The organism is Aeromonas sp. R5-4, from assembly GCF_040908215.1.
Lineage (GTDB): Bacteria > Pseudomonadota > Gammaproteobacteria > Enterobacterales > Aeromonadaceae > Aeromonas > Aeromonas veronii.
This window is the reverse complement of record NZ_JBFODG010000031.1, coordinates 1-25,461: the sequence shown is the minus strand read 5'-3', so window position 1 is coordinate 25,461 and position 25,461 is coordinate 1. Positions and strand designations below refer to the sequence as shown.

The following is a 25,461-nucleotide window of genomic DNA, read 5'->3' as shown; positions in this document are numbered from 1 at the left end:
TTGTTGGCACTTTGGTTGGTACGAACCCGCCTTCAAGCCGTAGTGGTAGTGGTACCGAAGTAGTCGGCCAGGAAGTCATCGAACGACAGGCTGTCACTGCGCTCGCGTTCGCGCTGCTTGGCCAAGGAATCCTTCGCCTCACCGACAAAGTAGGCCTCATCCCAGTACTGCAGCTCCCCTGCCAGCAGCTCCTCGCGATAGCGGGTCGCCAGCTTGTCACCATAGCAGCCGTTGTCCTTGCCGCTCTCCAGCAGTTCCCTGAGCATGCGGGCGGAGTAGGTGAGCTCGGGGTCGAGCAGCTTCTCGAGGTGCATCGCCAGCGTCTCGCGATAGCGGTTGCGGCCACAGCAGCGATCCAGCAGGTCGGCCACCTGAGCCAGCTCGTCAAACAGTTTGAGGCCGTACTCTTTGAGGCCAATGGCATTGCCCTGCTCATCTTCCAGCGTCAGGCCGGGACGACGTCCTTCCAGCACCACCTTGTTCTGGTTGCGGCGGTTGCGGGCAATCTCTTCGTCACTCAGCACCGGAGAGGGGCGCAGCAGGCACCAGACCAGGAACAGATCGAAGAAGCGGATCTGGTCGGCATCGATACCGAGCGGGGTGAAGGGGTTGACGTCCACGGTACGCAGCTCGATGTATTCGATGCCGCGCTGATCCAGCGCATCCGAGGGCTTCTCGCCGCTGCGCGGGGTGCGCTTGGGGCGGATTGGGGCGTAGAGCTCATTCTCCAGCTGCAACACGTTGTCATTGAGCTGACGATACTCCCCATCCACCTTGACCCCGATCTTGGCAAAGTCAGGATTGTGGGTGTTGATGGCGCGGCGCAGGCTGCTGACATAGGCCGGCAGATTGTCGTGGCTGATCTTGAGCCCAGCCTGGGCGCTGTTGGTGTAACCGAGATCGGAGAGACGCAGCGCGGTGGCGTAAGGTAGATAGAGGGTGCCCTTGCCGGTCTTCTCGAACGGCAGGTTGCTCTTGCGCCCTTTGAGGAAGGATTCGCAGATGGCCGGAGAGGCACCAAACAGATAGGGTACCAGCCAGCCGAAGCGGTAGACGTTGCGAATAAGCCCCATGTACTTGTCGGAGATAAAGCGCTGGCTGCAGCACCCTTCGCACACCAGATCCTGCCACTCGCTCCAGAAGCTGTCGGGCATGGAGAAGTTGAAGTGCACCCCGGCGATCACCTGCATCAGGCTGCCGTAGCGGTTCTTCAAGCCTTGACGGTAGAGAGTCTTCATCTTGCCGATATTGGAGCTGCCGTACTGGGCCAGCCGGATGCTCTCTTCCCCGCCGACGAAGCAGGGCATGGAGAGCGGCCAAATCCGCTCGTCACCCAGATGCTGAATCACATGGTGATGGATGTCGCCGAGCTGCTCCATCAGGCTGTCGATGGAGTCGGTGGCCGGGGTGATGAACTCCAGCAGACTCTCCGAGTAGTCGGTGGTGATATTGGGATGGGTCAGGGCCGAGCCCAGCGCCCGGGGATGGTCACTCTGGGCGAGTCGGCCATCCGGCGTGATGCGCAGGCATTCACGCTCGATCCCGCGCCGGATCCCCTTGAGCGCGGTGAGGCGCTCCGGTGATCCCAACGCATTCAGCAACTCGGTGAGCGACAAGCTTGTTGTAGTCATATTCACGGCTCATGTGAGGCCGCCCCATCCGGGGCGGCTCTTGATTTTTATAAAGCGTCAGTTACGGCAACTGCAGCGGATAGATGGGAAGATGAAGCTCCTTCAGGGGTTTTTCAAGCTTTTGCTTGTCTCCCACCACCACGATCACCATGTCGGCCGGATTGAGCCAACGGGCGGCACTGGCCTTCAGCGCCTCGGGCGACACCGTTTTGATCAGGTTGTTCTGGGCCTGCACATAGTCCGGTTTCAGGTCATACATCACCATCTGCAGCAGGAAGCCCGCCTTCTGGCCCAAGGTCTCGTAAGAGAGGGCATCCTGCTGGGAGACAGCGCTGCGCATATAGGCCAGCTCCACCGGTGTCGGGCCGCTCTTGCGGTAGTTGTCCATCTCCTTGAGGAACTGGCGGATGGCATCCACAGTCGCATCGGCCCGCACATTGGCGCCGGTGGCGAAGGTGCCAACCTCGCGGTTGGCGGAGAAGCCGGAGCTGGCGCCGTAGGTGTAACCCTTGTCTTCCCGCAGGTTGAGGTTGATGCGGCTGTTGAAGTTGCCACCCAGATTGAAGTTCATCAGCCCGGCGGTGAAGTAATCCCCCGTGGTATCGAACGGCATGGCGCGACGACCGATGCGGATCACCGACTGGGGCGCCCCCGGTTTGTCGACCAGATAGATACCCGGCTTGGCCTGCTCACCCTTGAGCTTGAGATCCCCCAGAGTCGGCGTGGCCCCCTTCCACTCGGTCAGGAAGCCAAGTTGCTCCTCGATCTGCTTCTGGCCCACATCACCGACCACCACCACTTTGGCGTTGGTGGGGTTGTAGTAGGCCTGATAGAAGTGCTTCACGTCCGCCAGGGTCAGCTTGGCCACATCGGCCGCCACCCCATTGGTAGGTTGACCGAGGCGGTTCTGCTTGCCGTAGACCAGCTCACGGAACGCCTGCCCGGCCAGCCACTCGGGCTGTTGCTGGGCCTGTTGCATCCCCTGCAGCAACTGCGCCTTGACCCGCTCGAAGTCCGCCTCCCGCATGCCCGGACGCTCCAGCACCTCGCGCACCAGCGCCAGCGTCTGGGGCAGCTTGTCCGCCAGCGAGCTGACGGTGATGAGGTTGTTGTACTGGGCGCTGGAGACATCAATGCTTGAGCCCAGCTTTTGCAGCTCGTCGCTCAGCTGAGCCTCGGTCAGGCGCACCGTGCCCTGTCCCATCATGGCGGCGGTCAGATTGGCCAGCCCAAGCTGTCCTTTATCTTCGGCACGAATACCGCCCGGCAGGGCGATCATGATGGAGACGGCCGGGATCTCGTCACTCTTGGTGCCGATGATCTCGATGTTCTTGTCGAGCTTCCCGTGCCAGATGGCGGGCACTTTGACGCTCACCGCCTCGCTCGCCTTGGGCTGCACGCTGCGATCGAAATTGTCTTTTACCGGTCGTTCGGCCAGCGCTTCGTCATGCTTGCTGTAATCCGGCAGTTCGCGCTTGGCGGGGGTAAAGTTCGGGGTGGCAACCTGCCACTCGGTCTTGCCCTTGGGCACCACGCTCAGCACCACCGCAGGCTTGCCGGCGATGAACTTGTCGTAGGCGGCCTTCACCTGCTCAGGTGTCACCTTGCCGATGGCATCCAGCGTCTTGAACACATAGTTGGGATCCTGGGCAAACACCTGACCCATGGCGAGCTGGCTCACCTTGCCGGAGACGCTATCCAGACCCCAGATGGCAGAGGCGCGGTACTTGGCGATCGCCTTCTCCAGATCTTCCGGCTTGAGGCCGCGCTGGGCGAACTCGCCGATCACCTTGTCCACCTCCCCCTTGAGGGTCTTGAGGCTGCCATCCTGCGACGGATTGGGATAGGCGTAGACGGTCAGGGTACAGGCCAGCTCTTCGCAATAGTGGGACGCCCCCACATCGATCGCCTTGCCGGTTTTCACCAGCGACTGGTAGAGCATGGAGCTGGCGGAACCGCCCAGCACGTCGGCAAACATGTCGAGTGCCGGCTCCTGCGGATCGCCAAGAGAGACGGTGGGGTAGCTGATATAGAGCAGCGGCAGGTGCACCTTGTCCTGCAGCGTCACGTAGCGGGTCTCGGGCAGAGTCACCGGCTTTGGCGTCGGCTCGGCCACGTCCGGGCCGCGCGGGATGGCGCCGAAGTACTTCTCGATCCACTCGAGGGCCTGCTTGCTGTCAAAGTCGCCGCCCAGGGTCAGGGTGGCGTTGTTGGGACCATACCAGCGCAGGAAGAACTGCTTGAGGTCGTTCACATCGACCCGGTCGAGATCTTCCACGTAACCGATAGGCTGCCAGGAGTAGGGGTGAGTACGCGGATAGAGCGCCTCCCCTACCTTCTCGCTCACCAGCCCGTATGGCTGATTATCGACCCGCTGGGCCCGCTCGTTCTTGACGGTGGCGCGCTGGATCTCGAACTTCTTCTGGCTCACTGCATCGAGCAGGAAGCCCATCCGATCCGCCTCCAGCCAGAGCACTTTTTCCAGCTGGTTGGCCGGCACGGTTTCGTAGTAGTTGGTGCGATCCTTGTTGGTGGTGCCGTTCATATCGCCACCGGCCTCGTTGATGATCCGCATGTGCTCCTGATCACCAACGTGCTTCGAACCCTGGAACATCATGTGCTCGAAGAAGTGGGCGAAACCGGACTTGCCGACCGTCTCGCGGGATGAACCGACGTGATAGGTCACATCGAGGTGCACCAGCGGATCGGAGCGGTCGGGGGCCAGGATCACGGTCAGGCCGTTGTCCAGCTTGTACATCTGGTAGGGGATGGCGAGCTTGCCCTCCTCCTTGCCCTGTTCGGCGATCAGGGTCGGTGCCGCCAGCACCGGCAGGGTGAAGCCCAGCAGAATCGTTAAAGGTATGACTTTGTTCACGGTAACCTCGTGAGTGACAAAAACAGGCTAGAAAATGTGACTGGCCAGCAGAAAAACCAGGGCATAACGGAACAATTTGCCGAGCCCGATCAAAATGAGAGAGCGCCAGAAGGAGAGGCGCAGCCAACCGGCCAACAGACAGAGACCATCACCGACCACCGGCGTCCAGGCAAGCAGCAGACACCAGTGACCATGTTGTTTGAGCCAGCCTAAGGCTTTTTGTTCCCCACGGCCTTGAAAATCTTCCGGTTTTTTCTTGAAGGTGGCGAGCCAGCCGAGCCACCAGGTGGTCATGGAGCCGAGGGTATTGCCCAGCGTCGCCCACAGCAACAGGCTCGTCATGCTCCACTCCCCCTTGGCCGCCATGGCCCCCAGCAGCACTTCGGAGCTGCCGGGCAGCAGGGTAGCGGAGGTGAATGCGCTTAAAAAGAGCCACCCCAGCCCCATCTCGGTAATGCCATTCATCCGGGCAGGCCATCGGCCGCAGGCATCCGCAGCAGCAGCTTGCCGCGCACATGGCCCCCTTCGATGGCCTGATGAGCCAGCGCCCCCTCGGCCAGGGGGAATTCACCGGCAAGGGTAACCTTTACCTCCCCCTGACGCAGCAGCACCAACATCTGCCCCAGCTGCTTCTGGTCGGGGTGCACCAGCATGCCGACCACCTCGATCCCCGCCGCAGCCCCAGCATCCTTGATCTGCTGGGCGGTAATGGTAGGCACAGTCACCAGGCGGCCACCCGACTTGACGCAGGCGAGCGCCGCCTTGCCGCTCTCGCCGCCTACCAGATCCAGCACCAGATCGACCTGGCCGGCCTCTGCCACCACAGCTGCTGGCCAGTTTGCGTCGTGGTAATCCACCATCCAGCTCGCCCCCAGAGCGTGCAGGAAGCCATGGTTGTCGGGGCTGGCGGTAGCCACCACCTCGGCGCCATAGGCACTGGCAAACTGCACCGCCAGATGGCCGACGCCACCGGCACCGGCGAGGATCAAGACCCGCTGACCGCTCTGGAGGCCGCCGTGCTCAAGCAGCCCCTGCCAAGCGGTGAGACCGGCCAGCGGCAACGCCGCCCCCTGCTGCAGGCTCACCCCGTCGAGCTTGACCAGCTCACTCTCGCTTGCCACCACAGACTCCCCGTAGCCACCGGCAGCGAGGGGAAAACCGACCATGCCGCACACCAAATCCCCCTCGACCAGCGAGGTCACGCCGGGGCCCAGCTTCTCCACCACGCCGGAGACGTCATAACCCGGTGTCCAGGGCAGCTTGTCCTTGTTCTGGGCCGCCGCCCAGCCAAGACCGGCCCGGGTCTTGGCATCGATGGGGTTAACCCCCGCAAAGCAGATGCGCACCCGCACTTCGCCATCGGCAGGCACCTTGTCGAGAGAGGGGTTGAGCTTGAGTACCGAGGGGTCGCCGAATGCGGTAATCTGTAGTTGCGTCATTGCACAAGCCATCCTGTTGATGCATCGAGGGTCAACAGAATAACAGCGAGGAGACCATGGCTCGAATGTTTCTTATTCCTCTGTTGCTGGCGCTGGGGTGGTGGGCATTCCTGCTCTACTTCCGCATCCCGCTCAAACAGGGGGCCAAGGGGTTTTACTGGATCATCGGCATCGGTGGCGGGCTGGCCGCCTTCCTCAGCCTGATGATGGTGCTGACTCACTGAGTGCCACAGCCACTCGATAACGAAAAAGGCCACCGAGTTTCGGTGGCCTTCTCACTATCCGGGTTGCTGCTCCAGCGCCGGATTGAGGTAGTAGTGTCGATTGCTCCCCTGCCCCAGCACCCCTTGCGACAGCAGATGGTGGAACACCCGGTCCACCTCCTCCAGCGAGAGTGACAGCGCCTGTGCCACCGAGCGCTTGCTGCACTTGAGCTCACCGCTCACCAGCGCACCGCGCACCTGTGCCAGCACTTCGGGGGCGGGCTCGGGGGGCATGATGGGCTCGGGCTGGGCAGCCATCGCCAACGCTGCCTGCGCCTCTCTGCGAGCTTGATCCTGCTGCCAGCGCCACATCCGGCGAAAGCGGTTCTCCTCGCCGATCAGGCTGACGAAAAAGGCACCGAACACGTCGAGTAGCACCGAGAGGAAGCAGACCAGCAGGAACTGCACCTGACTGATGCTCATCCCTACCCCGTCCGCCAGACTGCTCATCAGCCCCAGCATGGAAGATTGTTCGTTGACCGGCTTGGCATCGCGTTGCTGACGCAGCTCATCCTGCTGCAAGCGCAGCTTGGTGTTGGCGTGCTGCAACGAGGAGACGCCACTGGAGATACGCTCCAGCTCGATATATTTGCGGGCCGCCTCCTCGTTGAGCTGGATCTGCCGCTCGATGCTGGCGATCTGCTCGTCGAAACGGGCAAGCTCCCGTTCGTGGCGCGCCTGCTGGCTCAGTACCGTGTTGGTGGCGCTGTTGATGCCACCAATACTGCCGCCGATGGAGATGGCCGCCAGCACGCTGTAGAACAACAGCGACCAAAAAGCGCCACTCAAATCCCGCCGCGCCTTGCGCTCGCCGTACTCGTACCAGACGTAAAACTTGCCCAGCTCGAAGATGATGGCCAAGCCGCCGAACAGCCACTTCATCAGCGGGTTGTCATCGATGGAGAGGAACAGCAGCAGGGAGAAGATAATGGAGGCCAGAATAGCCAACCCGGTGAAACTGTATACCGTCGTCAGAGCAAACCACCCCTTGGGGTAGCGCAATGTAGAGGAGTCCTGTGTGGTCATGATGAAGGGGTGTGCTGTGCAGGAAAAGTTGGCTGCCGATTATAGTCGCCAGACTCGCCCAGAGAAGGGCAAATGACTGAATTCCTTCAGATTGGCGACCAGCTGCCCAGAGTGCGACCAAAACGGACAAATCGGCAGCAGAAAAGCGATACAATCCCTCCCTGACTTGATCATGTAGTGAGATGGGGAACAGTTCCGCCCGGGTTCAGCTCCGGTCTGTACACTCATCCACCGTTGCAATTATCCGAGGCCATCATGAACAGTAAGACCACTTTGCTACTCTCCCTTCTTCTGGTTACCGGCAGCGCCGCAGCGACACAGCAATATCAAGAGAGCAGTGGCTCCGAATTCTCCGTCGATGAGCTTAAATTCAACCTGGACTGGGATGACAAGCAGTTTGGCTGGACCCAGAACGACTGCCTCGACTTGGGGGTCGGCGAAACCGCCCCGGCCGACTGCAGGGCGGTCAAATTCAATCTGGAAGATGAAGAGAACCGCAACCAGCCACCGCAAACCAACCAGATCCCTGCCAACTCGCAGAGTGGCCAATAACGACAGGAGTCCCCTTGCGATGACCCAAGCCAAACACAACCCCGTTATCCAGCGTGGCGCCCTGCTGCTCTCCCTGCTGATGGCGCATGGCATCGCGGTTGCGGCACCGCCAAGCAAAAATGGCGATAGCATCAAGATCTCCGGTGATGACATCAAGATCAATCTCGACTGGGATGACAAAGAGTACGACTGGTGGCAGGACAACTGCCTGGATCTTGGCATTGGCGACAGCCGGATCAAACTCAACTGCGACAAGATGGATGGCAAGTACCGGGATCACTACAACCGCAGTATCCACAGCGGCAATAACCCCGGGCAAGGTCACGACAAACAGAAGGATAAAAACAAGGGCAACAGCAAGAAGAACTGAACGCCCTCTCCTGATGCAACAGGGGCTTGGCGCCCCTGTGCTGATTGTTTACCAATAATTCTCCGCACTGATATTGCCCGGCGCACGCCTCAGATTCTTGGCCAACCCCAGCGCCAGCAAGGTCTGCTGGGTCTCTTTCACCATCTCCGGATTACCGCAGATAAGCACTTGGCTCAGCTCGGGTGAGAACTCCAATCCCACCCGCTGCTGCAGCTGACCATTGGCAATCGCCGCCGGGATCCGCCCTGCCATTGCATCGGGCCAGGGCTCGCGGCTGACAAAGGGGACATAGCGAAAGCGCTCGCCATATTGCTCGGCAAAGCTGGCGTTCAAATCCTGATAGCTCAGCTCCTCGCCTTTACGTACCCCATGCACCAGCACCAAATTCTCGAAACGGTTGAACGCCTCACTATCGGCCAGCATGGAGAGGAAGGGGCCGATGGCAGTGCCGGTCGAGAGCAGCCAGAGATCGCGCCCGGCGGGCACCTCATCCAGCGTCAGAAAGCCGGTCGCCTGGGATTGCACCAGCAGGGTATCGCCTGCTTGCAGCGAGCCGAGGGACGGAGTCAGCTCACCGCTCGGGATCTCGACCAGATAGAACTCGTGGTATGGCGAAGAGGGGGGATTGACGAAGGAGTAGGCGCGCTGAATGCGGCGATCGCCCTGCTCGAGGGCCAGCTTGGTGAATTGGCCTGCCTTGTAGGGGGCCAGCTCGGCCGCTACCCGCAGGGAGAACAGGGTGGGTGTCCATTCGATGCGTTCGATGACGCGACCTTCTACCCAAGCCATAGGGATCTCCTCCAGTGGAACAGACCTTCACTCTACCCTCGGGCCGGAAAATAAAAAACCCGCGCAAAAGCGCGGGTTTTTTCTGCAAAAGCGAAGCGCTATTACAGGGCAACAACCTGGATCTGTACGGTTGCTTTAACGTCAGCGTGCAGCTGAACAGCAACTTCGTAGTCACCGGTGTTACGCAGAACGTTGCCCATGCGGACTTCGCTCTTGGCAACGGCTACGCCGGCAGCAGTGATGGCTTCAGCCACGTCACGGGTACCGATGGAACCGAACAGCTTGCCTTCGTCGCCAGACTTGGAAGCGATAACCACGGAAGCCAGTTCGGCCAGCTTGGCAGCACGCTCTTCAGCAGCAGCTTTGTTGGCAGCCAGTTTGGCTTCCAGCTCAGCGCGACGAGCACCGAAAGCTTCGATGTTGGCCTTGGTGGCCATAACAGCTTTGCCTTGCGGGATCAGGTAGTTACGGGCATAACCAGATTTCACGGAAACTTGGTCACCCAGACCGCCCAGTTTGGCGATTTTGTCGAGCAGGATAACTTGCATTACCTTTCCTCTATAAATTTCGTTGAGTTAGGCTTAAGTGCCGGGCCGATTCTTACTTGTTGTGCAGATCGGTGTACGGCAGCAGAGCCAGGTAACGAGCACGCTTGATGGCGCGTGCCAGCTGACGCTGATACTTGGCGCGGGTACCGGTGATACGGCTCGGTACGATCTTGCCAGATTCAGTGATGTAGTTTTTCAGAGTAACGATATCTTTGTAGTCGATCTCGGTAACGTTCTCGGCGGTGAAGCGGCAGAACTTACGACGACGGAAATAACGTGCCATGGCCTTTATCCTCTAGTCAGTGATCCAGAATTACTCTTCGGAAGCAGCTTCAGTAGCTTCTTCGCGGCGCTCGTCGTCACGACGGGTGAAGCGCTCTTCTTTGGCCTTGGCCATCGGAGAAACTTCAGTCACGGCGTGCTTGGTGCGCATGATCATGTTGCGGATAACGGCATCGTTGAAGCGGAAGTTGGTTTCCAGCTCATCGATAACGGCTTGCTCTGCTTCTACGTTCATCAGAACGTAGTGGGCTTTGTGCAGTTTGTCGATCGGGTAAGCCAGCTGACGACGGCCCCAATCTTCCAGGCGATGAATGGTACCACCGGAGGTGGTGATGGCGCCGGTGTAACGCTCGATCATGCCGGGAACTTGCTCGCTCTGGTCCGGATGAACCATGAAGACGATTTCGTAATGACGCATTTTAGCTCCTTACGGATTAATTCAGCCTCCGCCCAGGTGCAGCCAGACCTCGGAGGCAAGGAACATAAAGGTGTTTAGTCGCTGCTTTTCTAGGGCGGCGTATTGTACGAAATCACATCCCTCACTGCAACTGACTGCCTTAAATGTTTTTCCCGATGGAAATCATCAGAAACAACAATTGATAATGATTATCACTTAGATCTATTCTCTCTCCATATCCTTATGGAGGGTGATGCCATGCAACCCGCACTGACGACTACGATTCCAGCCCGCAAATTAAAACTGACCCTGCTCGGGCCAGCCTTTATCGCCGCCATCGGCTATATCGACCCGGGCAACTTCGCCACCAATATTCAGGCGGGCTCTACCTTTGGCTACCAGTTGCTCTGGGTGGTGGTATGGGCCAACCTGATGGCCATGCTGGTGCAGACCCTCTCGGCCAAACTTGGCATCGTCACCGGCAAGAATCTGGCGGAGCACATCCGCGACCGACTGCCAAAACCGGCGGTCTGGGCCTACTGGGTGCAGGCAGAGATCATCGCCATGGCCACCGATCTCGCCGAATTTATCGGCGCCGCAGTCGGCTTCAAGCTGCTGCTTGGCGTGACCTTGCTTGAAGGAGCCTGTATCACCGCCGTAGTGACCTGGGGGATCCTGATGCTGCAATCTCGTGGTCAGAAACCGCTGGAGTTCGTAGTCGGTGGCCTGCTGCTGTTTGTCGCGGCGGCCTACATCGTCGAGCTGATCTTCTCCCGCCCCCATCTGCCCAGCCTGCTGGAGGGCGCCCTCTTCCCTGGTCTGCCCAATAGCGATGCCGTCTATCTGGCCGCCGGTGTGCTCGGTGCCACCGTGATGCCCCACGTTATCTATCTGCACTCGGCACTGACCCAGCACACACAGGATCAGGGCTCGGTCAGCCAGCGGCTGCACACCACCCGGGTCGATGTGGCGATTGCCATGACCATCGCCGGCTTCGTCAATCTGGCGATGATGGCGATGGCGGCCGCCGCGTTCCACAGCTCGGGCCACCAGCAGGTAGCGGAGCTGGAATCCGCCTACCAGACCCTCACTCCACTGCTGGGTCAGGCGGCAGCCACCCTGTTTGGCCTCTCGCTGGTCGCCTCCGGCATCAGCTCTACCGTGGTGGGCACCCTGGCCGGGCAAGTGGTGATGCAGGGCTTTGTCCGCTTTACCATCCCGCTCTGGCTACGTCGCGCCATCACCATGGCTCCCGCCTTCGTGGTAATCGCCATGGGGCTCAACACCACCGAAATTCTGGTGTTGAGTCAGGTGATCCTGAGCTTTGGCATCGCGCTGGCCCTGATCCCGCTGTTGATGCTGACCGGCGATCGGGCACTGATGGGGCAACATCGTAACCACCCCGTCACCCAGGCGGTAGGACGCCTTATCGTTGCGCTGGTAATCGGGCTCAATGCCTATCTGTTGGTCGCCATGATCTAGCGAACCGTAAAACCGAGAAGAGAGGCTCATTAACTCTGGTTAATGAGCCTCTTCGCACTTTGGCGTATGCTGCCGCTTTCTTTTCTCATTTATCGTTGCGGGAGCCTTGCCATGGAACACACCCGAGCCAGCTTCGTACTGGGCCATCATCAAGAGCAGGCCAGCGTGGTCTGCTGCCAGCGCGGTGACACCACGCTGCTGGTCACCGACCTCACCCCCTTTCATCCCCAGAGTCACCTCTGGCCCGATCAGCCGGGGGACGTGGGCCATGCTCGCTGGGAAGGGGGCGAAGCCGCCATTGGCCCTTGCCGGATGGGGGCCATCAGCCCAGATGGCAAGCTGTTTGTCGATACAGCCATTCCGGTAAAACGGGGGGCTGAAGGGTGGCGTTTCGTGGTGGTCCACCCGCTGACCGGTGACCATGAGCTGGCCGTTGGCAGCCAGGTCGAATTACAAGTAGATAGCGCTGCCCGCCACGCCCTGAGTCTGGGCCATAGCGGCTGCCATCTGGCGGCACTAGCCCTCAACCGGGTACTCATCCCCTACTGGCGCAAGGAGGTAAGCGAGCGTGATGCACTGGACCAGCCCGACTTCGATCGTCTTGCTATTCAAAGCTCTCGGGTCGAGCCTTGCGGATCGCGGGAGCAGTACCGCATCGGCAAGAGCCTACGCAAGAAAGGGGTCAACAGCGAGGCGCTGCTGGCAGATCTGGCGCTGATTGAAGAGAAGGCCAACCAGCAGCTGGCCGACTGGATCGCCGCCGGGAGCGAGATTCGCCGCAGCCGCGCTGGCGAGGCGATCATCGATTCCCGTTACTGGCACTGCATGCTGGAAGGCCAGGAGGTCACCATCCCCTGTGGCGGCACCCATGTTGCCTCGCTCGCCGAGTTGGGAGAGGTCAAGGTAGAGCTCACTCAAGTGGAAGAGGGCTTTGCCATGCTGACCCGGGTCACGCCAACCGGCGCCTGAGTCGCAGACTTGACCACTCAGGGCTAACGCCCAAATTGGCAATAGAGATGTATCGCAAATGAGGGGGCATCATCATGCCCCTCAACGTCAGTCATGACGGGCCGATGCTTCTCTTTTAACCACTCCCTTATTAGAATGCGCCTCCCACAGGAGGCACATCACCCATGAGTAGTACCCAACTACGCACCACCCCGGATCGACTTCGTTATCTGGTTCTCTACGAAGGCATCGGGCTGGCACTGGTCGCACCGCTGATCAGCCAGCTGTTCGGTCAGGGCGTCGCCGAGGTCGGTTCGCTGGCCATCTTCTTCTCCATCGTCGCCACCGCCTGGACCTATGGCTGGAACCTGTTGTTCGACAAGGGGTTGCTCAAACTTTGCGGGCGCACCAACAAGCGACCACTGGACCGCTTCCTGCACGCGTTTGGCTATGAGGCGAGCTTTATGATGCTCTCCCTCCCCTGCGTCATGTTCTGGCTCGATCTGGGAGTGTGGGACGCCCTGATGCTGGATCTCGGTTTCGTCGCCTTCTACCTCGTCTACATCATGGTCTTTACCTGGGCCTATGAGCGGATCTGGCCGCTGCCATCCAACCCGCAGACGGCATAAGGCCTCAGCCGCAACGAGGCTGACAGAAGGAAAAGTCAGGAAGGACTAACTAGGAAGGATGGGAGAATCCCATACAAACAATGCCAGTCAGCGAGCTGACTGGCATTGGACAAAACAGACTTTCGGACTTACTTGACGGCGTCTTTCAGAGCCTTGCCAGCCACGAATGAAGGCACGTTGGCAGCAGCAATCTGGATCTCTTTACCAGTTTGCGGGTTACGACCGGTGCGGCCTGCGCGGTGGGTGACCTTGAAGGTGCCAAAACCGACCAGTTGCACAGCATCGCCTTCTTTCAAGCTCTGGGTAATACCATTGATGATCTCTTCCAGAGCCACTTTGGCCTGAGCTTTGCTCAGATCTGCTTTGGCGGCAATCGCATCGACAAGTTGAGCTTTGTTCATAACATTTCCTTTATGATCGGGCATTTAGCGCTGGGTCACTCTATGCAAAAAAAAACGCACAGGCAAAGCCTTTATCGAGCCGAACGCGTCAAACGCTGGGGTTTTCATCAAGATCTGCGGAAATAGTCACATTCCACACGCGAAAAACCGTGAGCAGGCCTGAAACCTGCTAGCACGCAGACACAATCCACTGACTATTTCTTCGCCACTTAACATTATCCCCCCATGGCTATTGACGCTTGCCCAGATTTTCCCTAGTTATAGGTTGTGTCACTGCTCAAACGGCTCGGAATACCGAACAATCGGCCAGCCTTTGCCCCATGGAGGGATAGGGATTATGTTGACGAAACTGGAACAGACCAAGCAGGCGCTGGCAGGCAAGCATAAAGCTATCGACGACTGGCTGGATGCAAGGCAAGCATTGCTGGTTGGATACATGCAGCTGGCAGGCCTCACTCCGGCGCGGACCAAGCAACGCAGCCTGCCCAAAACAGAAGAGCTGCATCAGTTTTGCGACCGCCTGGTCGACTATGTCAGTGCAGGCCATTTCGAGATCTACCACCACGTCGTCACCGCCTTCGAGCAAGCCAGCGGCGAAACACTGGAGCTGGCCAAACGCATCTATCCCCATATTCGTAACAGCACTGAATTCGCCCTCGAGTTCAACGACAAATACAGTGATGCCGACGAGGCCCAATTGCTGCTACTGGATGATGATCTCAACGAGTTGGGCCCAGTTCTGGAAGAGCGGTTCAAACAGGAAGACCGCCTGGTCAAGGCGCTTCATGTGGTGGAATCCTTGAGTACCCAGCAAGCCTGAATGCCATTTTCGGAGCAAGTTCAAGATACTGGCAACCAAGGTGGATTACACTCAGAGCAATGACCCTAGCGTCCACACTTATTGCATACAGGAGATGAGCATGTCTGAGCGCCGCCGTTTTGCACGGATCCTCTACTTGACCATGGCAGAACTCACCCAGGGGGAACAGAAGTGGCAGACCCAGCTTGTCGACGTCTCCTTGCAGGGAGCCCTGCTGATCCGCCCCGACGACTGGGAGAGCCGTGACAACAAGGAGTACCAGCTCAGCTTTATCCTGAGCGGTAGCGATATCGAGATCAAAATGCAGGTCGAGCTGACCCACGAAGCCAGCAAGAAGCTGGGTTTCTACTGCCACCACATCGATATCGACAGTGCTACCCATCTCAAGCGGATGATCGAGCTTAACGTCGGCGACGAAGAGCTGCTCCACCGCGAGCTGGAACAACTGCTGAGCGAACATCTGGAACATAGCCAGCCCTGATGGCAGGTTCCAGCCCATAAAAAAGAGCGCCGAGGCGCTCTTTTTTATGGGCTGTTGTATCGATTGCAATGCTGAGGGATTACAGCGCCTCGAGTGCCTCAGACAGCTTCTTGACCGGCACCACTTCCATCCCTTCGATGGGATGCTTGGGGGCATTGGCGTGCGGCACGATGGCACGGCGGAAACCGTGCTTGGCCGCCTCCTGCAACCGCTCCTGGCCGGACGGCACAGGGCGAATTTCACCGGAAAGGCCCACTTCGCCGAACACCACCAGATCCTTGGGCAGCGCCTGGTCCCGGAAGCTGGAGACCATCGCCAGCAGCAGCGCCAGATCCGCACTGGTCTCCTCGACCTTGACCCCGCCAACCACGTTGATGAAGACATCCTGATCCGCCATCTGCAACCCGCCGTGACGGTGCAGCACCGCCAGCAACATGGCGAGCCGGTTGTGATCCATCCCCACCGCCACCCTGCGCGGGTTGGAGAGCTGGGAGTAGTCCACCAGCGCCTGCAACTCCACCAGCAGCGGCCGGGTGCCCTCCCAGATCACCATGACGATGGAACCGGGCGCCTGCTCCTGCCCTCGGCTGAGGAAGATGGCGGAGGGGTTGCTCACCTCGCGCATCCCCTGCTCGGTCATGGCAAAAACCCCCAGCTCGTTGACCGCGCCGAAGCGGTTTTTGTGGGAGCGCAGAGTCCGAAAACGGGAGTCATGGCCACCATCAAGCAGCACAGAGCAGTCGATGCAGTGTTCCAGCACCTTGGGGCCCGCCAGACTGCCATCCTTGGTCACATGACCCACCATGAAGATGGCCACATGATTCTGCTTGGCATAGCGGGTCAGCAGCGCCGCCGCTTCGCGCACCTGTGAGACAGAACCGGGGGACGATTGCACATCCGCCACATGCATCACCTGAATGGAGTCAATCACCATGATCTGCGGCTGCTCCTGCTGGGCAATCAGGCAGATCTGCTCGACGCTGGTCTCGGAGAGCATCCGCAGCTTGTCGGTGGGTAGCCCAAGGCGGTTGGCCCGCATCGCGACTTGCTGGAGCGACTCCTCGCCGGTGACATAGAGGGTTTTCATCCGTTCAGCGAGACCACACATGGTCTGCAGCAGCAAGGTCGACTTGCCCGCCCCCGGGTTGCCGCCGATCAGAATGGCCGAGCCTGGCACCACACCGCCACCAAGCACCCGATCCAGCTCCTTGAAACCTGAGGTAAAACGGGGAATTTCGGTGGTGGCAATCTCTGCCAGTGTCTGTACCTGACTGCCGACCGCGCCGGCATAACCGGTGTAACGGGCACTCTTGCCAGCGGGGCTCACCGAGCCGAGGCGCACCTCGGTGATGGTATTCCACTCCTTGCACTCGCTGCATTGACCTTGCCAGCGTGTGAAGTCGGCACCACATTCGGAACAAACATAAGCAGTTTTATTTTTGGCCATTGATAACTCGGGGACAGGATGAATTCCTGCTTGATATACTTGTTTGCGACCGACAGATCAAACCCAGAATCGGAAAAGTGACTTTCCGTGGCAGGAACAAATGGATTCAGAACACCAGCAACATCTGATTGAACAACTCGTCCCCTTGCTGCGGGAGAAAGATTTCGAGGAGATCTTCAACCGCATGACACAAGAGGAAAACAGCAACAGCCGTTTTCTGATCAAGATGGAGCTCAAGCGCAAGTGCTCCCCCTGCCGCAGGGTCATCGACATGCGCGATGAGCTGGAGGATGAGTGCCTGGTGCATGAGTTTGACGGCATCACTCACTTCATGCCCGCCGATGCGATAGCCCTGTTCCAGTCCCAGTGCTATCTCTACCGCGATATTTATACCCTCGGTGTCTACGAGGCGCTGCAACAGTGGCAAAAACAGCACCACAACGCCCGCGTGGATGGTCAGCTGTCTCCCCCGGCCAGCCCCTTCCGGCAATATGATGTCAACACCATCGCCTTTGCCAGCTACTATGGCCGCCGCCAGGAGCGGATGCACTTCAGCTCACCGGTGCTGATCAAGTTTCAGGACGGGGAGAAGCTGTTCGCCAAGAGTTCCGATCTCTCGCTGGGTGGCATGCGGGTCTCGGTGCCCTATCTGCCGAATTATCACACCGGCGCCCAAGTAGAGGTCTTCTTTACCGGACTGGAGCGGGACACCCCTAATCCAGTGCTGCACCAGCCGGTCGGCTATCAGATCCTCGGCGAAGAGAGCAAAGAGGGGAAATACTGGCTGCGGCTGGTGCGCTCCGGCGAACAGCCCGCCTTCGATGCCTTCCTCAGCGACTTTATCGACGCCAACAAGATCCGCTATCGGGTCAGCGTCGACTATCTGCTCTCCGCCGCCATCATCAAGGGGTATGAGCAGTTCTACCTGCCGCGGATGACCGGCATGCCGCTCTTCTTCGGCACCGGCGACAGCCCCAATCTCGAGATTGCCCTGCGTACGGAAAACAACCAGCACCTGCTGGAGTATTGGCGCGATGAGAAAAACCGCGATGCCCTCGCGGGGCTTTTTAGCGCAGAGCGGATGAAACGGCTCTGCCCGACCCCCGGCACCACCACCGAGACCATCATCTACTGCTTTACCCACACGGTGCGCAGCCACATCTACTTCTTCTCCGCCACCGCCGAGGAGCTGCGTCAGAGTGGCCTCACCGCCCTCTTCTTCCAAGTGGGCTCACGCCGGCCCAGCTGGCGTGTCTACAAGTTCACGCTGGAGGCATGCGATCTGGTCGAGGCGGATGTGGGACAACTGCAGGGGCAGGACAACCCGCAGTTGCAAGATATCCTGCTGCTCGAGCGGCTCAAGCAGATCGGCTACTGCGGCCTGCTGCAGGAGATCGGCCTGGAGTCCCAGCGGGAAGAGTTCCATCAGGAAGGGGTCAGCAACAACGCCAACGAGCTGCAACGCTTTGGTCACGAACAGGGGGTGGCTCCGTTCGAGATCGAGACCCTGCACTATGTTCAGCTGCGCAAGGAGTCGCGCTACATCCACAAGACCGCGGTCGCCATCCATCACAACGGCAAATCCTGGATCGGCTGGACCCGCGACATCTCGACTCACGGCCTGCAAATCGAGCTGGAAGATGCCTTTATCGGCGAGAAGAACGATGTGGTGACCATCGCCCTGCCCCGCTTGCAGGAGCTCTCCAAGAGCATGGATCTGCAGCGCCTCTCCTACCGGCTGGTCAGCCTCAACATGACCCGCACCGTGCTGCACCTCTGCATCGAAGGGGATTCGGATCGCCATACCGGCCGCCAATTCTTCAGTCTGCTGATCGAGAGCAACCAGAACAAGCTCAAGGCGGCGCAGGAGCAGCGCCGCTATCGTGGGCTGGCGCGGGCACTGCGCAACATCTACACCCACCACCTGTTCAACTCGCCGGTCTACGTCAACAAGCTGAAAGGCGCGCCCAAACCGGCCTCCATTGGCAAGTCGATGCAACCGCGCAGTCTGCAGCGGTTGCTGCAAGCCTGTGCAGAGCTGCCGGAGCAGGAGAACCTCTATCCGCTGTTTCAGGGGGAGCTGCTCAAGGAGCTGCTGATGAACCCGCTGCGCGCCATCGAGCGGGAGGACAAACCGAGAGAAGATGAGGTCTATATCGCCAGCATCCAGACCAAGGCCGGCCTGCCCATCTTCAGCAGCCGGCTGGCCAGCAGCTTTGCCAACCTCAAAGAGAAGCGTCAGTTCATCGAGCTGGCGCAGCAACAGGGGGAGTTCTACTCGGTGCTGGTCGGCATCTCCCGTACCGGACGGCCCGACACAAACTTCATCGCCAACGAGCTGGACTACATCGCCAAGTTCGCCATCCACAAGGCGCGCAAGCTGGAAGAGGAGCTGTGGAGCGTGGTGGGGGTGGGCGAACTGACCGATACCACCCAGGCCACCCTGTTCCGCTTTGGTATCACGCCGCCGCTGAACTGAAGATCCGGAAACAGACAGAAATGAAACAGGGCGCTCGAGGCGCCCTGTTTTTTTGTCATGCCGCCTGCGGGTTGAGCAGCCAGTCGAGGATCTGGGGAAAATGATCCTCCTGGGCCTGCGGAGCGGTCAGCATGTTGATGTGGTCATAATCGAGGCGGTTGCCATTGTCCCGCCCCAATCGGGTGTGACGCGTGGCCGAACCCATCTCGTCGCTGAAGCGACGCACATCGGTCGGGTGACCCAGCACCTTGTCCGCTTTGGCCGAAATCATCCAGAGCGGTGGCCAGTTGACCCGTGCCGCCGCCTCGTCATAGGCAAAACCGTCGTGAGGATCCTGCCAGGGGCCGCACTTGACCCAGGGGATGGTCTCCTGCAAATAGCGCAGCGGCTCGTCGTCAGCACCGATCTTCAGAGTGCGAGCCGCCAGAAAACCACGGCGGCGAGCCAGCCAGGGGGCCAGCCGATTCCAGATCAGGTCCACCTTCAGCCAGCGCTCGGGATTGTGCACCGACACGCCGCGCTTGGTGCCAAAAAACAGCAGACTGGCCACCTGCTCCGCCAGCTCGGGGAAGCGCACCAGGGTCGAGGCCATGATGACACCGCCCCAGGAGTGGGCCACCCAGTGCACCTTGAAGCCATGATGGCGCTCGGCAATCCAGCGCTGCAGGGCGGGCAGATCCTCGGTGATCAGCTCATGCTGACCGTGCTCTGCCTGCTCGGCGATGGCAGGAGTGCTGAGCCCCCGCCCCCGCAAATCAGCCACATAGACCTGATAGCCGTGACGGGCCAGAAAGCAGGCTAGCCCCTTGCCCGATTCGGTATAGAAGATCCGCCCATTCTCGATGGCGCCATGCACCATCAGGATCGGCTCTCCATGCACGGCGACCCGGGGTTTGATGTGGCGAACATGCAATTGATGGCCACCACAGGGGATAAACAGAGACTGCTGCAACAATTCCATTTTTATGGGTTTCCTCCTTGAAACACTGTCAGCGCTTGTCCCAGCGTTGCTCGCTGCAAGCCCGCGCCGCCAGCAGGCAGATCACCCCCTCCAGATCGTGATGATTGAGGGTGGCCGCCGCCAGCGCCCGCACCAGCGGCTTGGCGTGAATGGCAATGCCAAGGCCCGCGACCCCCATCATTTTGAGATCGTTGGCACCATCGCCGATGGCCACGGTCTGGTCGGCAGCAATGCCGTACTCCTGAGCAAGCTGCTGCAACACCTCTGCCTTGACGCTGGCGTCGACGATGCGCCCGCTCACCTTGCCGGTCAGCTGACCCCCTTCCACCGCCAGCTCGTTGGCGAAGATGGCATCGAGCCCCAGCTCACGCTGCAACTGGCCAGCAAAACGGGTAAAACCGCCGGAGGCGATGGCAACACGCCACCCCGCCTGTTTGAGGGTATCGACCATCAGCTGCAAGCCCGGCATCCAGGGCATCCATGCCGCCACCTCGTCGAGAATGGTGACCGGCGCCCCTGCCAGCAGGGCCACCCGGTTGCGCAGGCTGTCGGAGAACTCCAGCTTGCCCTGCATCGCCGCAGCCGTCACTGCCGCCACCTGCTCGCCTACCCCGGCAAGGCGGGCAATCTCGTCTATACACTCGATGCGGATCGCGGTGGAATCCATATCCATCACCAGCAGGCCGGGCTCGTTCAGGGTCGGTAGCGCGGGCAGATGGCAGAGATCGATCTCCCACTCACCGCTCTTGAGCTCGGCCACCAACTCGGCAGAGAAGCGATCGCAGCCAAGCAGCAGCAACGGCACGCCCGCCACCTCGGTAGGAGGATAGAGGGTGGCCGCCAACTCCTGTGCAGCCAACAGTGGCGACAGACGCGCCAGATGGGAGGCGCCCAGCCCCTTGCCAAACAGCACCAACCAGCCGCTCGTCTGCGGGGTCTCTGTCGGTTGCAACGCATCTGCGCTGAGCTGCCAACAGGGTGAGCCGGACAACAACGCGGGCCAATCGGATAACAGAGGGGGGAGCCGGGACAACAACATAAGGGATACGCCTTCCTTGGTGATCAGGGGGTTAACAATGCTGGCCCAGAGTAGCGTATTGCTTTTTGTACAGGCAAGCGCCAAGATCCCGCCACTCCTTGTTACCATGAGGTCTCACGCTTGCAGCGTCATCTTCCCATCAAACGTGTTCTCAGCCTGGGTGCCGGTATCCTGCTCGGATGCTGGGTGCTCGGTGTGCTTATTCATATGCAGGGTGAAAGCCAGGCCTCGCTGCACAGCGAAGCGCGCAACCGGGCGCAGGCGCTGGTCGCCTATGCCGCCCGAGACATGAAACGCTGGATCAAGGAGGAGAAGAGCAGCGAACTGGAGCGGCTGGCTCGGGATCTGGCGGCGGAGCCGGAGATCCTCGATGCCACCCTCTACGACGGACGCGGCATTCCCCTCGCCCAGTCTGAGCAGGCGGTGCCGCTGGAGAGCCTGCTGCCCATCGGCAGCGATAACAAGTCGCTGCCGGAGCAGGGCAAGGGGCGGATCCAGTTCGTGCAGGAGATCCGGGATGGCGAGCAGACCATCGGCTTCCTGCGCATCACCCTGGAAGAACAGCAGATGCTGGCAGACAAGGACACCCGGCTCAAGGTGGTGCAGGAGAAACAGCGGCTGATGCTGCTGGTCGCCCTGCTGGCCGGGGTGCTCATCTCCTACGGGGTACGCCGCAACTACATGCGGGTGCGCAAGCACAAGAAAAAGAGTACGCCCCCCTCGCCACCTCCGGAAAACTGATGGCGCAACCAGAGAGCAGATACAAAAACGGCGGCCAGAAGGCCGCCGTTTCTTATTCGCGAAGGAATTACTTGTCGCCCAGCAGGACGGAATCCAGTGCGATTTCGATCATGTCGTTGAAGGTCAGCTGACGCTCTTCAGAGGTGGTCTGCTCACCGGTACGGATATGGTCGGAGACGGTGCAGATGGTCAGTGCCTTGGCACCGTACTCTGCGGCCACGCCGTAGATACCGGCGGCTTCCATCTCGACACCCAGGATGCCGTATTTTTCCATGACGTCGAACATGGAGGGGTCCGGAGTGTAGAACAGGTCGGCGGAGAAGATGTTACCGACGCGCACGGCAACGCCCTTGTTCTTGGCGGCCTGCACGGCATTGGCAACCAGGTCGAAGTCGGCGATGGCAGCGAAGTCGTGATCTTTGAAGCGCAGACGGTTTACTTTGGAATCGGTGCAGGCCCCCATACCGATCACCACGTCACGCAGTTTCACATCTTCACGCACAGCGCCACAGGAGCCCACGCGGATCAGGGTCTTCACACCGTAATCGGTGATCAGCTCTTTTGCGTAGATGGAGCAGGAGGGGATACCCATGCCGTGACCCATGACGGAGATACGACGGCCCTTGTAGGTACCGGTGAAACCGAACATGTTGCGCACGTCGCAGATCTGCTCGACGTTCTCCAGGAAAGTTTCAGCGATGTACTTGGCGCGCAGGGGGTCGCCCGGCATCAGCACGGTATCAGCAAAGGCGCCATCTTTCGCATTGATATGAGGAGTTGCCATTCTCTTGATTCCTTCACACTAGGTTGAGTTTTATTGTTTTATAAATTGCCCGCCGCCGAAGTGGCGGGCGGGTAAATTACAGGAAGCTGGTACCGTATGCCAGTTTCGGCAGACCGTGGTAAGCCGCGATGCTCTGGCCGATATCGGCAAAGGTCTCGCGACGACCAACGGAGCCGGCCTTGACCGGCTTGCCGAAGAACAGCACCGGAATGTATTCGCGGGTGTGGTCGGTACCACCCCAGGTCGGGTCGCAGCCGTGGTCGGCAGTCAGCACCACCACGTCGCCATCCTGCAGCAGCTCAAACAGCTCCGGCAGGCGGGAATCGAAATACTCCAGCGCACCGGCATAACCGGCAACATCACGGCGGTGGCCGTAGGAGGAGTCGAAGTCCACAAAGTTGGTGAAGACGATGGTGTTGTCACCGGCCGCTTTCACCTCTTCCAGCGTGCGATCCCACAACTCGGTCAGACCGGTCCCTTTCACCTGCTTGGTGATGCCCTGCTGGGCATAGATGTCGGCGATCTTGCCGATGGAGACCACCTGGCCACCCGCTTCTTTCATGTAATCCAGCACAGTCGGCGCCGGCGGCAGCACTGAGTAGTCGTGACGGTTGCCGGTACGCTTGAAGTTGCCCTTGCCAGTACCTACGAACGGACGCGCAATCACGCGGCCGATGTTGTAGGGCTCCAGCAACTCGCGCACGATGTGGCACAGCTCATAGAGCTTCTCGAGGCCGTAGGTCTCTTCGTGGCAGGCAATCTGGAACACGGAGTCGGCAGAGGTGTAGAGGATCGGCTTGCCGGTCTTCATGTGCTCTTCGCCCAGATCGTCCAGCACTTGGGTACCGGAAGCGTGGCAGTTACCGAGATAGCCCGGCAGACCAGCCTTCTCGACGATGGCGTCCAGCAGCTCCTGCGGGAAGCTGTTGTGGTGATCCTTGAAGTAGCCCCACTCGAACAGCACGGGCACGCCGGCGATCTCCCAGTGACCGGACGGGGTGTCCTTGCCGGAGGAGAGCTCCTGAGCAAAGCCGTAGGCACCGACCACCTCGATATCTTTCTTCAGCCCTTCCGGGAAGTAGCCGGAAGCCTGCTCGCAGGCGTGGCCCAGACCCAGCTTGTTGAGGTTGGGCAGATTGAGGGCACCACGGCCTTCAATTTCACCTGCCGCACACGCCTTGGCGATATGGCCAAGGGTGTTGGCGCCCACATCTCCGAACTTGTCGGCGTCGGCAGCAGCGCCAATACCGAAAGAGTCCATCATCAGAATAAAGGTACGTTTCATGGGTCTTCCCCTTGTTACAAATCGGCCAGGGTGATACGGCGGTACACTTCAGGCAGTGCCTCCGGCCGCTCGCCACCAATCCGGACAGCCGCCTGCACCATGCTGGCAGCCTGAGCATATTGCTCTTCAGTCTGAGCGTGGATCATCGCGATCGGCTTGTCAGCATCGACGCTTTGACCCAGGCGGATAAAGTCGGTCAGACCGACCGCATAATCAAGTTTGTCACCGGCAGCGCGGCGACCACCGCCCATGGCGACCACGGCCAGACCCAGCTCGCGGGTATCCATGGCGGTCACGAAACCGCTGTTGGCCGCGAAGACCGGGCGCACGATGGCGGCTTTGGGCAGGTAAGCGTCGTAACGCTCCATAAAATCGGCCGGGCCACCGAGACCTGTCACCATGCGACCGAAGATCTCGGCCGCCTTGCCGTTATCCAGCACCGCCTGCAGCTTGGCACGGGCATCGCGCTCGTCGCTGGCCAAGCCTGCAGAGATAAGCATCTCGGCGCACAGCGCCATGGTCACTTCGTGGATGCGCGGGTTGCGGTATTCACCGGTCAGGTAGCGCACCGCTTCACGTACTTCCACCGCGTTACCGGCGCTGGAGGCCAGCACCTGGTTCATGTCGGTCAAGAGCGCAGAGGTGCGGCAACCGGCACCGTTGGCCACGGCCACAATGCTCTTGGCCAGCTCTTCGGAGGCTTCGAAGGTTGGCATAAAGGCGCCGGAGCCCACTTTCACATCCATCACCAGCGCTTCGAGCCCGGAGGCGAGCTTCTTGGAGAGGATGGAGCCGGTGATCATGGCGATGGATTCGACGGTGGCAGTGATGTCCCGTACTGCATAGATACGCTTGTCAGCCGGGGCGAGATCGCCGGTCTGACCGATGATGGCGACCCCCGCCTCTTTCACCACTTTCAGGAAACGATCGTTGTCGACCGAGGTCTGGTAGCCGGGAATGGCATCCAGCTTGTCGAGGGTACCGCCGGTATGGCCCAGACCACGACCGGAGATCATCGGCACGAAACCGCCACAGGCAGCGACCATTGGGCCAAGCATCAGAGAGACCACATCACCCACACCGCCGGTGGAGTGTTTGTCGACAATCGGGCCACCCAGATTGAGGTGATCCCAGGTTAGCACCATGCCGGAGTCGCGCATGGCGCAGGTCAGGGCAACCCGCTCATCCATGGTCATGTCTTTGAAGTAGACCGCCATCGCCAGCGCGGCAATCTGCCCCTCACCGATGGTGTTATTGGTAATGCCCTGAACGAAGAATTGAATTTCTTGGGTACTGAGCGCTTCACCGTTGCGCTTCTTGCGAATAATTTCTTGAGGCAAAAACATCTTTCATTCCCTCCGCCATTGCTGGCGTTACACAAGCCTGAATCCTTGCCCGCACACCGCATGGTGGGGGCTAACAGGGCGGACTGCAGTCCGCCCTCTCATCAACCTATTAGTAACCGCTGGTGTTGGCCGGCTTGTCGCCATGCCCCAGAGTGGCCAGCAGACTGGCCAGCAGGCTGGATGCACCAAAGCGGAAGGTACGGGCGGACACCCAGTCGTTGCCGAGGATCTCTTCGGCCATGGCCAGGTACTGACCGGCAACGGCTGCGTCTTTCACGCCACCAGCTGGCTTGAAGCCGACTTTCGGATTCTTGGCCTTGATCACTTCCATCATGATGCGTGCCGCTTCTGGGGTCGCATTGACCGGCACCTTGCCGGTGGAGGTCTTGATGAAGTCGGCACCGGCATCGATACAGATTTCGGAAGCGCGACGGATCAGCGCCTCT

Annotated in this window: 26 protein-coding genes and 1 pseudogene; 10 read left to right on the top strand and 17 right to left on the bottom strand. The window is 59.9% G+C overall.

Annotated features, from left to right (window positions below; all coding sequences use genetic code 11):
* Positions 1–32: 32 nt before the first annotated feature.
* The 4 genes from gshA to AB5Y83_RS16155 all read right to left on the bottom strand — a co-directional run bounded on the left by gshA (position 33) and on the right by AB5Y83_RS16155 (position 5,945).
* Complete coding sequence (gene gshA, locus AB5Y83_RS16170) at positions 33–1,631, bottom strand: glutamate--cysteine ligase (protein ID WP_368175512.1); 1,599 nt, start codon at positions 1,629–1,631, stop codon at positions 33–35.
* Positions 1,632–1,692: 61 nt separating this feature from the next.
* Positions 1,693–4,506: a M16 family metallopeptidase gene (locus AB5Y83_RS16165; RefSeq protein WP_368175511.1), complete on the bottom strand. Its 2,814-nt coding sequence runs from the start codon at positions 4,504–4,506 to the stop codon at positions 1,693–1,695.
* Positions 4,507–4,533: 27 nt separating this feature from the next.
* Positions 4,534–4,971: a YqaA family protein gene (locus AB5Y83_RS16160; RefSeq protein ID WP_040067497.1), complete on the bottom strand. Its 438-nt coding sequence runs from the start codon at positions 4,969–4,971 to the stop codon at positions 4,534–4,536.
* Complete coding sequence (locus tag AB5Y83_RS16155; RefSeq protein ID WP_368175510.1) at positions 4,968–5,945, bottom strand: NADP-dependent oxidoreductase; 978 nt, start codon at positions 5,943–5,945, stop codon at positions 4,968–4,970. The genes AB5Y83_RS16160 and AB5Y83_RS16155 overlap by 4 nt, the downstream gene beginning before the upstream one ends.
* A gap of 56 nt (positions 5,946–6,001) precedes the next feature.
* Between AB5Y83_RS16155 and AB5Y83_RS16150 the strand changes: the two genes are divergently transcribed.
* Positions 6,002–6,169: a hypothetical protein gene (locus AB5Y83_RS16150; RefSeq protein WP_005308905.1), complete on the top strand. Its 168-nt coding sequence runs from the start codon at positions 6,002–6,004 to the stop codon at positions 6,167–6,169.
* A gap of 54 nt (positions 6,170–6,223) precedes the next feature.
* Here the strand turns inward: AB5Y83_RS16150 and AB5Y83_RS16145 are convergent, their stop codons facing one another.
* Positions 6,224–7,234, bottom strand: coding sequence for a Preprotein translocase subunit SecY (locus AB5Y83_RS16145; RefSeq protein WP_127006914.1), 1,011 nt, complete (start codon positions 7,232–7,234; stop codon positions 6,224–6,226).
* A gap of 255 nt (positions 7,235–7,489) precedes the next feature.
* On the opposite strand from AB5Y83_RS16145, the gene AB5Y83_RS16140 reads away from it, so the two are divergent.
* On the top strand, positions 7,490–7,786 hold the full coding sequence (locus AB5Y83_RS16140; protein ID WP_021229026.1) for a hypothetical protein: 297 nt from the start codon (positions 7,490–7,492) through the stop codon (positions 7,784–7,786).
* Between the two features lie 19 nt (positions 7,787–7,805).
* The gene (locus AB5Y83_RS16135; protein ID WP_021229025.1) at positions 7,806–8,156 is read left to right on the top strand and encodes a hypothetical protein; all 351 of its coding nucleotides are present in this window, start codon (positions 7,806–7,808) and stop codon (positions 8,154–8,156) included.
* 48 nt (positions 8,157–8,204) lie between these two features.
* On the opposite strand, the gene AB5Y83_RS16130 is transcribed toward AB5Y83_RS16135, so the two are convergent.
* From AB5Y83_RS16130 to rpsF, 4 genes are all read right to left on the bottom strand, one after another.
* Complete coding sequence (locus AB5Y83_RS16130; RefSeq protein WP_368175509.1) at positions 8,205–8,945, bottom strand: ferredoxin--NADP reductase; 741 nt, start codon at positions 8,943–8,945, stop codon at positions 8,205–8,207.
* 101 nt (positions 8,946–9,046) lie between these two features.
* Positions 9,047–9,493 carry a 50S ribosomal protein L9 gene (gene rplI, locus AB5Y83_RS16125; RefSeq protein ID WP_368175508.1) on the bottom strand — a complete coding sequence of 149 codons (447 nt, stop codon included), beginning with the start codon at positions 9,491–9,493 and terminating at the stop codon, positions 9,047–9,049.
* Between the two features lie 52 nt (positions 9,494–9,545).
* A complete protein-coding gene (gene rpsR / locus AB5Y83_RS16120; protein ID WP_005308890.1) occupies positions 9,546–9,776 on the bottom strand; it encodes a 30S ribosomal protein S18 in 231 nt (76 codons plus the stop codon).
* A gap of 30 nt (positions 9,777–9,806) precedes the next feature.
* Positions 9,807–10,193, bottom strand: a complete 387-nt coding sequence (gene rpsF / locus AB5Y83_RS16115; protein ID WP_005308887.1) for a 30S ribosomal protein S6 — start codon at positions 10,191–10,193, stop codon at positions 9,807–9,809.
* 237 nt (positions 10,194–10,430) lie between these two features.
* Between rpsF and AB5Y83_RS16110 the strand changes: the two genes are divergently transcribed.
* From AB5Y83_RS16110 to AB5Y83_RS16100, 3 genes are all read left to right on the top strand, one after another.
* Complete coding sequence (locus AB5Y83_RS16110) at positions 10,431–11,654, top strand: Nramp family divalent metal transporter (protein ID WP_279488845.1); 1,224 nt, start codon at positions 10,431–10,433, stop codon at positions 11,652–11,654.
* A 111-nt stretch (positions 11,655–11,765) separates the two neighbouring features.
* Entirely contained in the window at positions 11,766–12,623 is an 858-nt protein-coding gene (locus AB5Y83_RS16105; protein WP_279488844.1) for a hypothetical protein, read from the top strand.
* A 164-nt stretch (positions 12,624–12,787) separates the two neighbouring features.
* Complete coding sequence (locus AB5Y83_RS16100) at positions 12,788–13,231, top strand: PACE efflux transporter (RefSeq protein WP_005358045.1); 444 nt, start codon at positions 12,788–12,790, stop codon at positions 13,229–13,231.
* Positions 13,232–13,359: 128 nt separating this feature from the next.
* On the opposite strand, the gene hupA is transcribed toward AB5Y83_RS16100, so the two are convergent.
* A complete protein-coding gene (hupA, locus tag AB5Y83_RS16095; protein WP_005340484.1) occupies positions 13,360–13,632 on the bottom strand; it encodes a nucleoid-associated protein HU-alpha in 273 nt (90 codons plus the stop codon).
* A 337-nt stretch (positions 13,633–13,969) separates the two neighbouring features.
* Here hupA and AB5Y83_RS16090 point away from each other — a divergent pair, with 337 nt between their 5' ends.
* Positions 13,970–14,452: an Rsd/AlgQ family anti-sigma factor gene (locus AB5Y83_RS16090; RefSeq protein ID WP_005348975.1), complete on the top strand. Its 483-nt coding sequence runs from the start codon at positions 13,970–13,972 to the stop codon at positions 14,450–14,452.
* 100 nt (positions 14,453–14,552) lie between these two features.
* Positions 14,553–14,933, top strand: coding sequence for a PilZ domain-containing protein (locus AB5Y83_RS16085; RefSeq protein WP_005340482.1), 381 nt, complete (start codon positions 14,553–14,555; stop codon positions 14,931–14,933).
* A gap of 79 nt (positions 14,934–15,012) precedes the next feature.
* Here AB5Y83_RS16085 and radA read toward each other — a convergent pair whose 3' ends face one another.
* A complete protein-coding gene (gene radA, locus AB5Y83_RS16080; RefSeq protein WP_005340481.1) occupies positions 15,013–16,380 on the bottom strand; it encodes a DNA repair protein RadA in 1,368 nt (455 codons plus the stop codon).
* 100 nt (positions 16,381–16,480) lie between these two features.
* On the opposite strand from radA, the gene AB5Y83_RS16075 reads away from it, so the two are divergent.
* Positions 16,481–18,859, top strand: a complete 2,379-nt coding sequence (locus tag AB5Y83_RS16075) for a PilZ domain-containing protein (protein WP_368175507.1) — start codon at positions 16,481–16,483, stop codon at positions 18,857–18,859.
* 55 nt (positions 18,860–18,914) lie between these two features.
* Here AB5Y83_RS16075 and AB5Y83_RS16070 read toward each other — a convergent pair whose 3' ends face one another.
* Together AB5Y83_RS16070 and serB are read right to left on the bottom strand one after the other, a co-directional pair.
* A complete protein-coding gene (locus tag AB5Y83_RS16070) occupies positions 18,915–19,820 on the bottom strand; it encodes an alpha/beta fold hydrolase (RefSeq protein WP_110304068.1) in 906 nt (301 codons plus the stop codon).
* Positions 19,821–19,848: 28 nt separating this feature from the next.
* A complete protein-coding gene (gene serB / locus AB5Y83_RS16065; RefSeq protein WP_213387687.1) occupies positions 19,849–20,859 on the bottom strand; it encodes a phosphoserine phosphatase SerB in 1,011 nt (336 codons plus the stop codon).
* Between the two features lie 120 nt (positions 20,860–20,979).
* On the opposite strand from serB, the gene AB5Y83_RS16060 reads away from it, so the two are divergent.
* The gene (locus AB5Y83_RS16060; protein ID WP_005340472.1) at positions 20,980–21,600 is read left to right on the top strand and encodes an AhpA/YtjB family protein; all 621 of its coding nucleotides are present in this window, start codon (positions 20,980–20,982) and stop codon (positions 21,598–21,600) included.
* Positions 21,601–21,667: 67 nt separating this feature from the next.
* On the opposite strand, the gene deoD is transcribed toward AB5Y83_RS16060, so the two are convergent.
* The 4 genes and pseudogenes from deoD to AB5Y83_RS16040 all read right to left on the bottom strand — a co-directional run.
* Positions 21,668–22,384, bottom strand: a complete 717-nt coding sequence (gene deoD, locus AB5Y83_RS16055; protein ID WP_005340471.1) for a purine-nucleoside phosphorylase — start codon at positions 22,382–22,384, stop codon at positions 21,668–21,670.
* Positions 22,385–22,460: 76 nt separating this feature from the next.
* Complete coding sequence (locus AB5Y83_RS16050; protein ID WP_005348962.1) at positions 22,461–23,669, bottom strand: phosphopentomutase; 1,209 nt, start codon at positions 23,667–23,669, stop codon at positions 22,461–22,463.
* A 14-nt stretch (positions 23,670–23,683) separates the two neighbouring features.
* A complete protein-coding gene (gene deoA / locus AB5Y83_RS16045; RefSeq protein WP_005341327.1) occupies positions 23,684–25,015 on the bottom strand; it encodes a thymidine phosphorylase in 1,332 nt (443 codons plus the stop codon).
* A 109-nt stretch (positions 25,016–25,124) separates the two neighbouring features.
* Positions 25,125–25,461 (bottom strand): annotated as a pseudogene (locus tag AB5Y83_RS16040) (deoxyribose-phosphate aldolase); the annotation flags it as partial.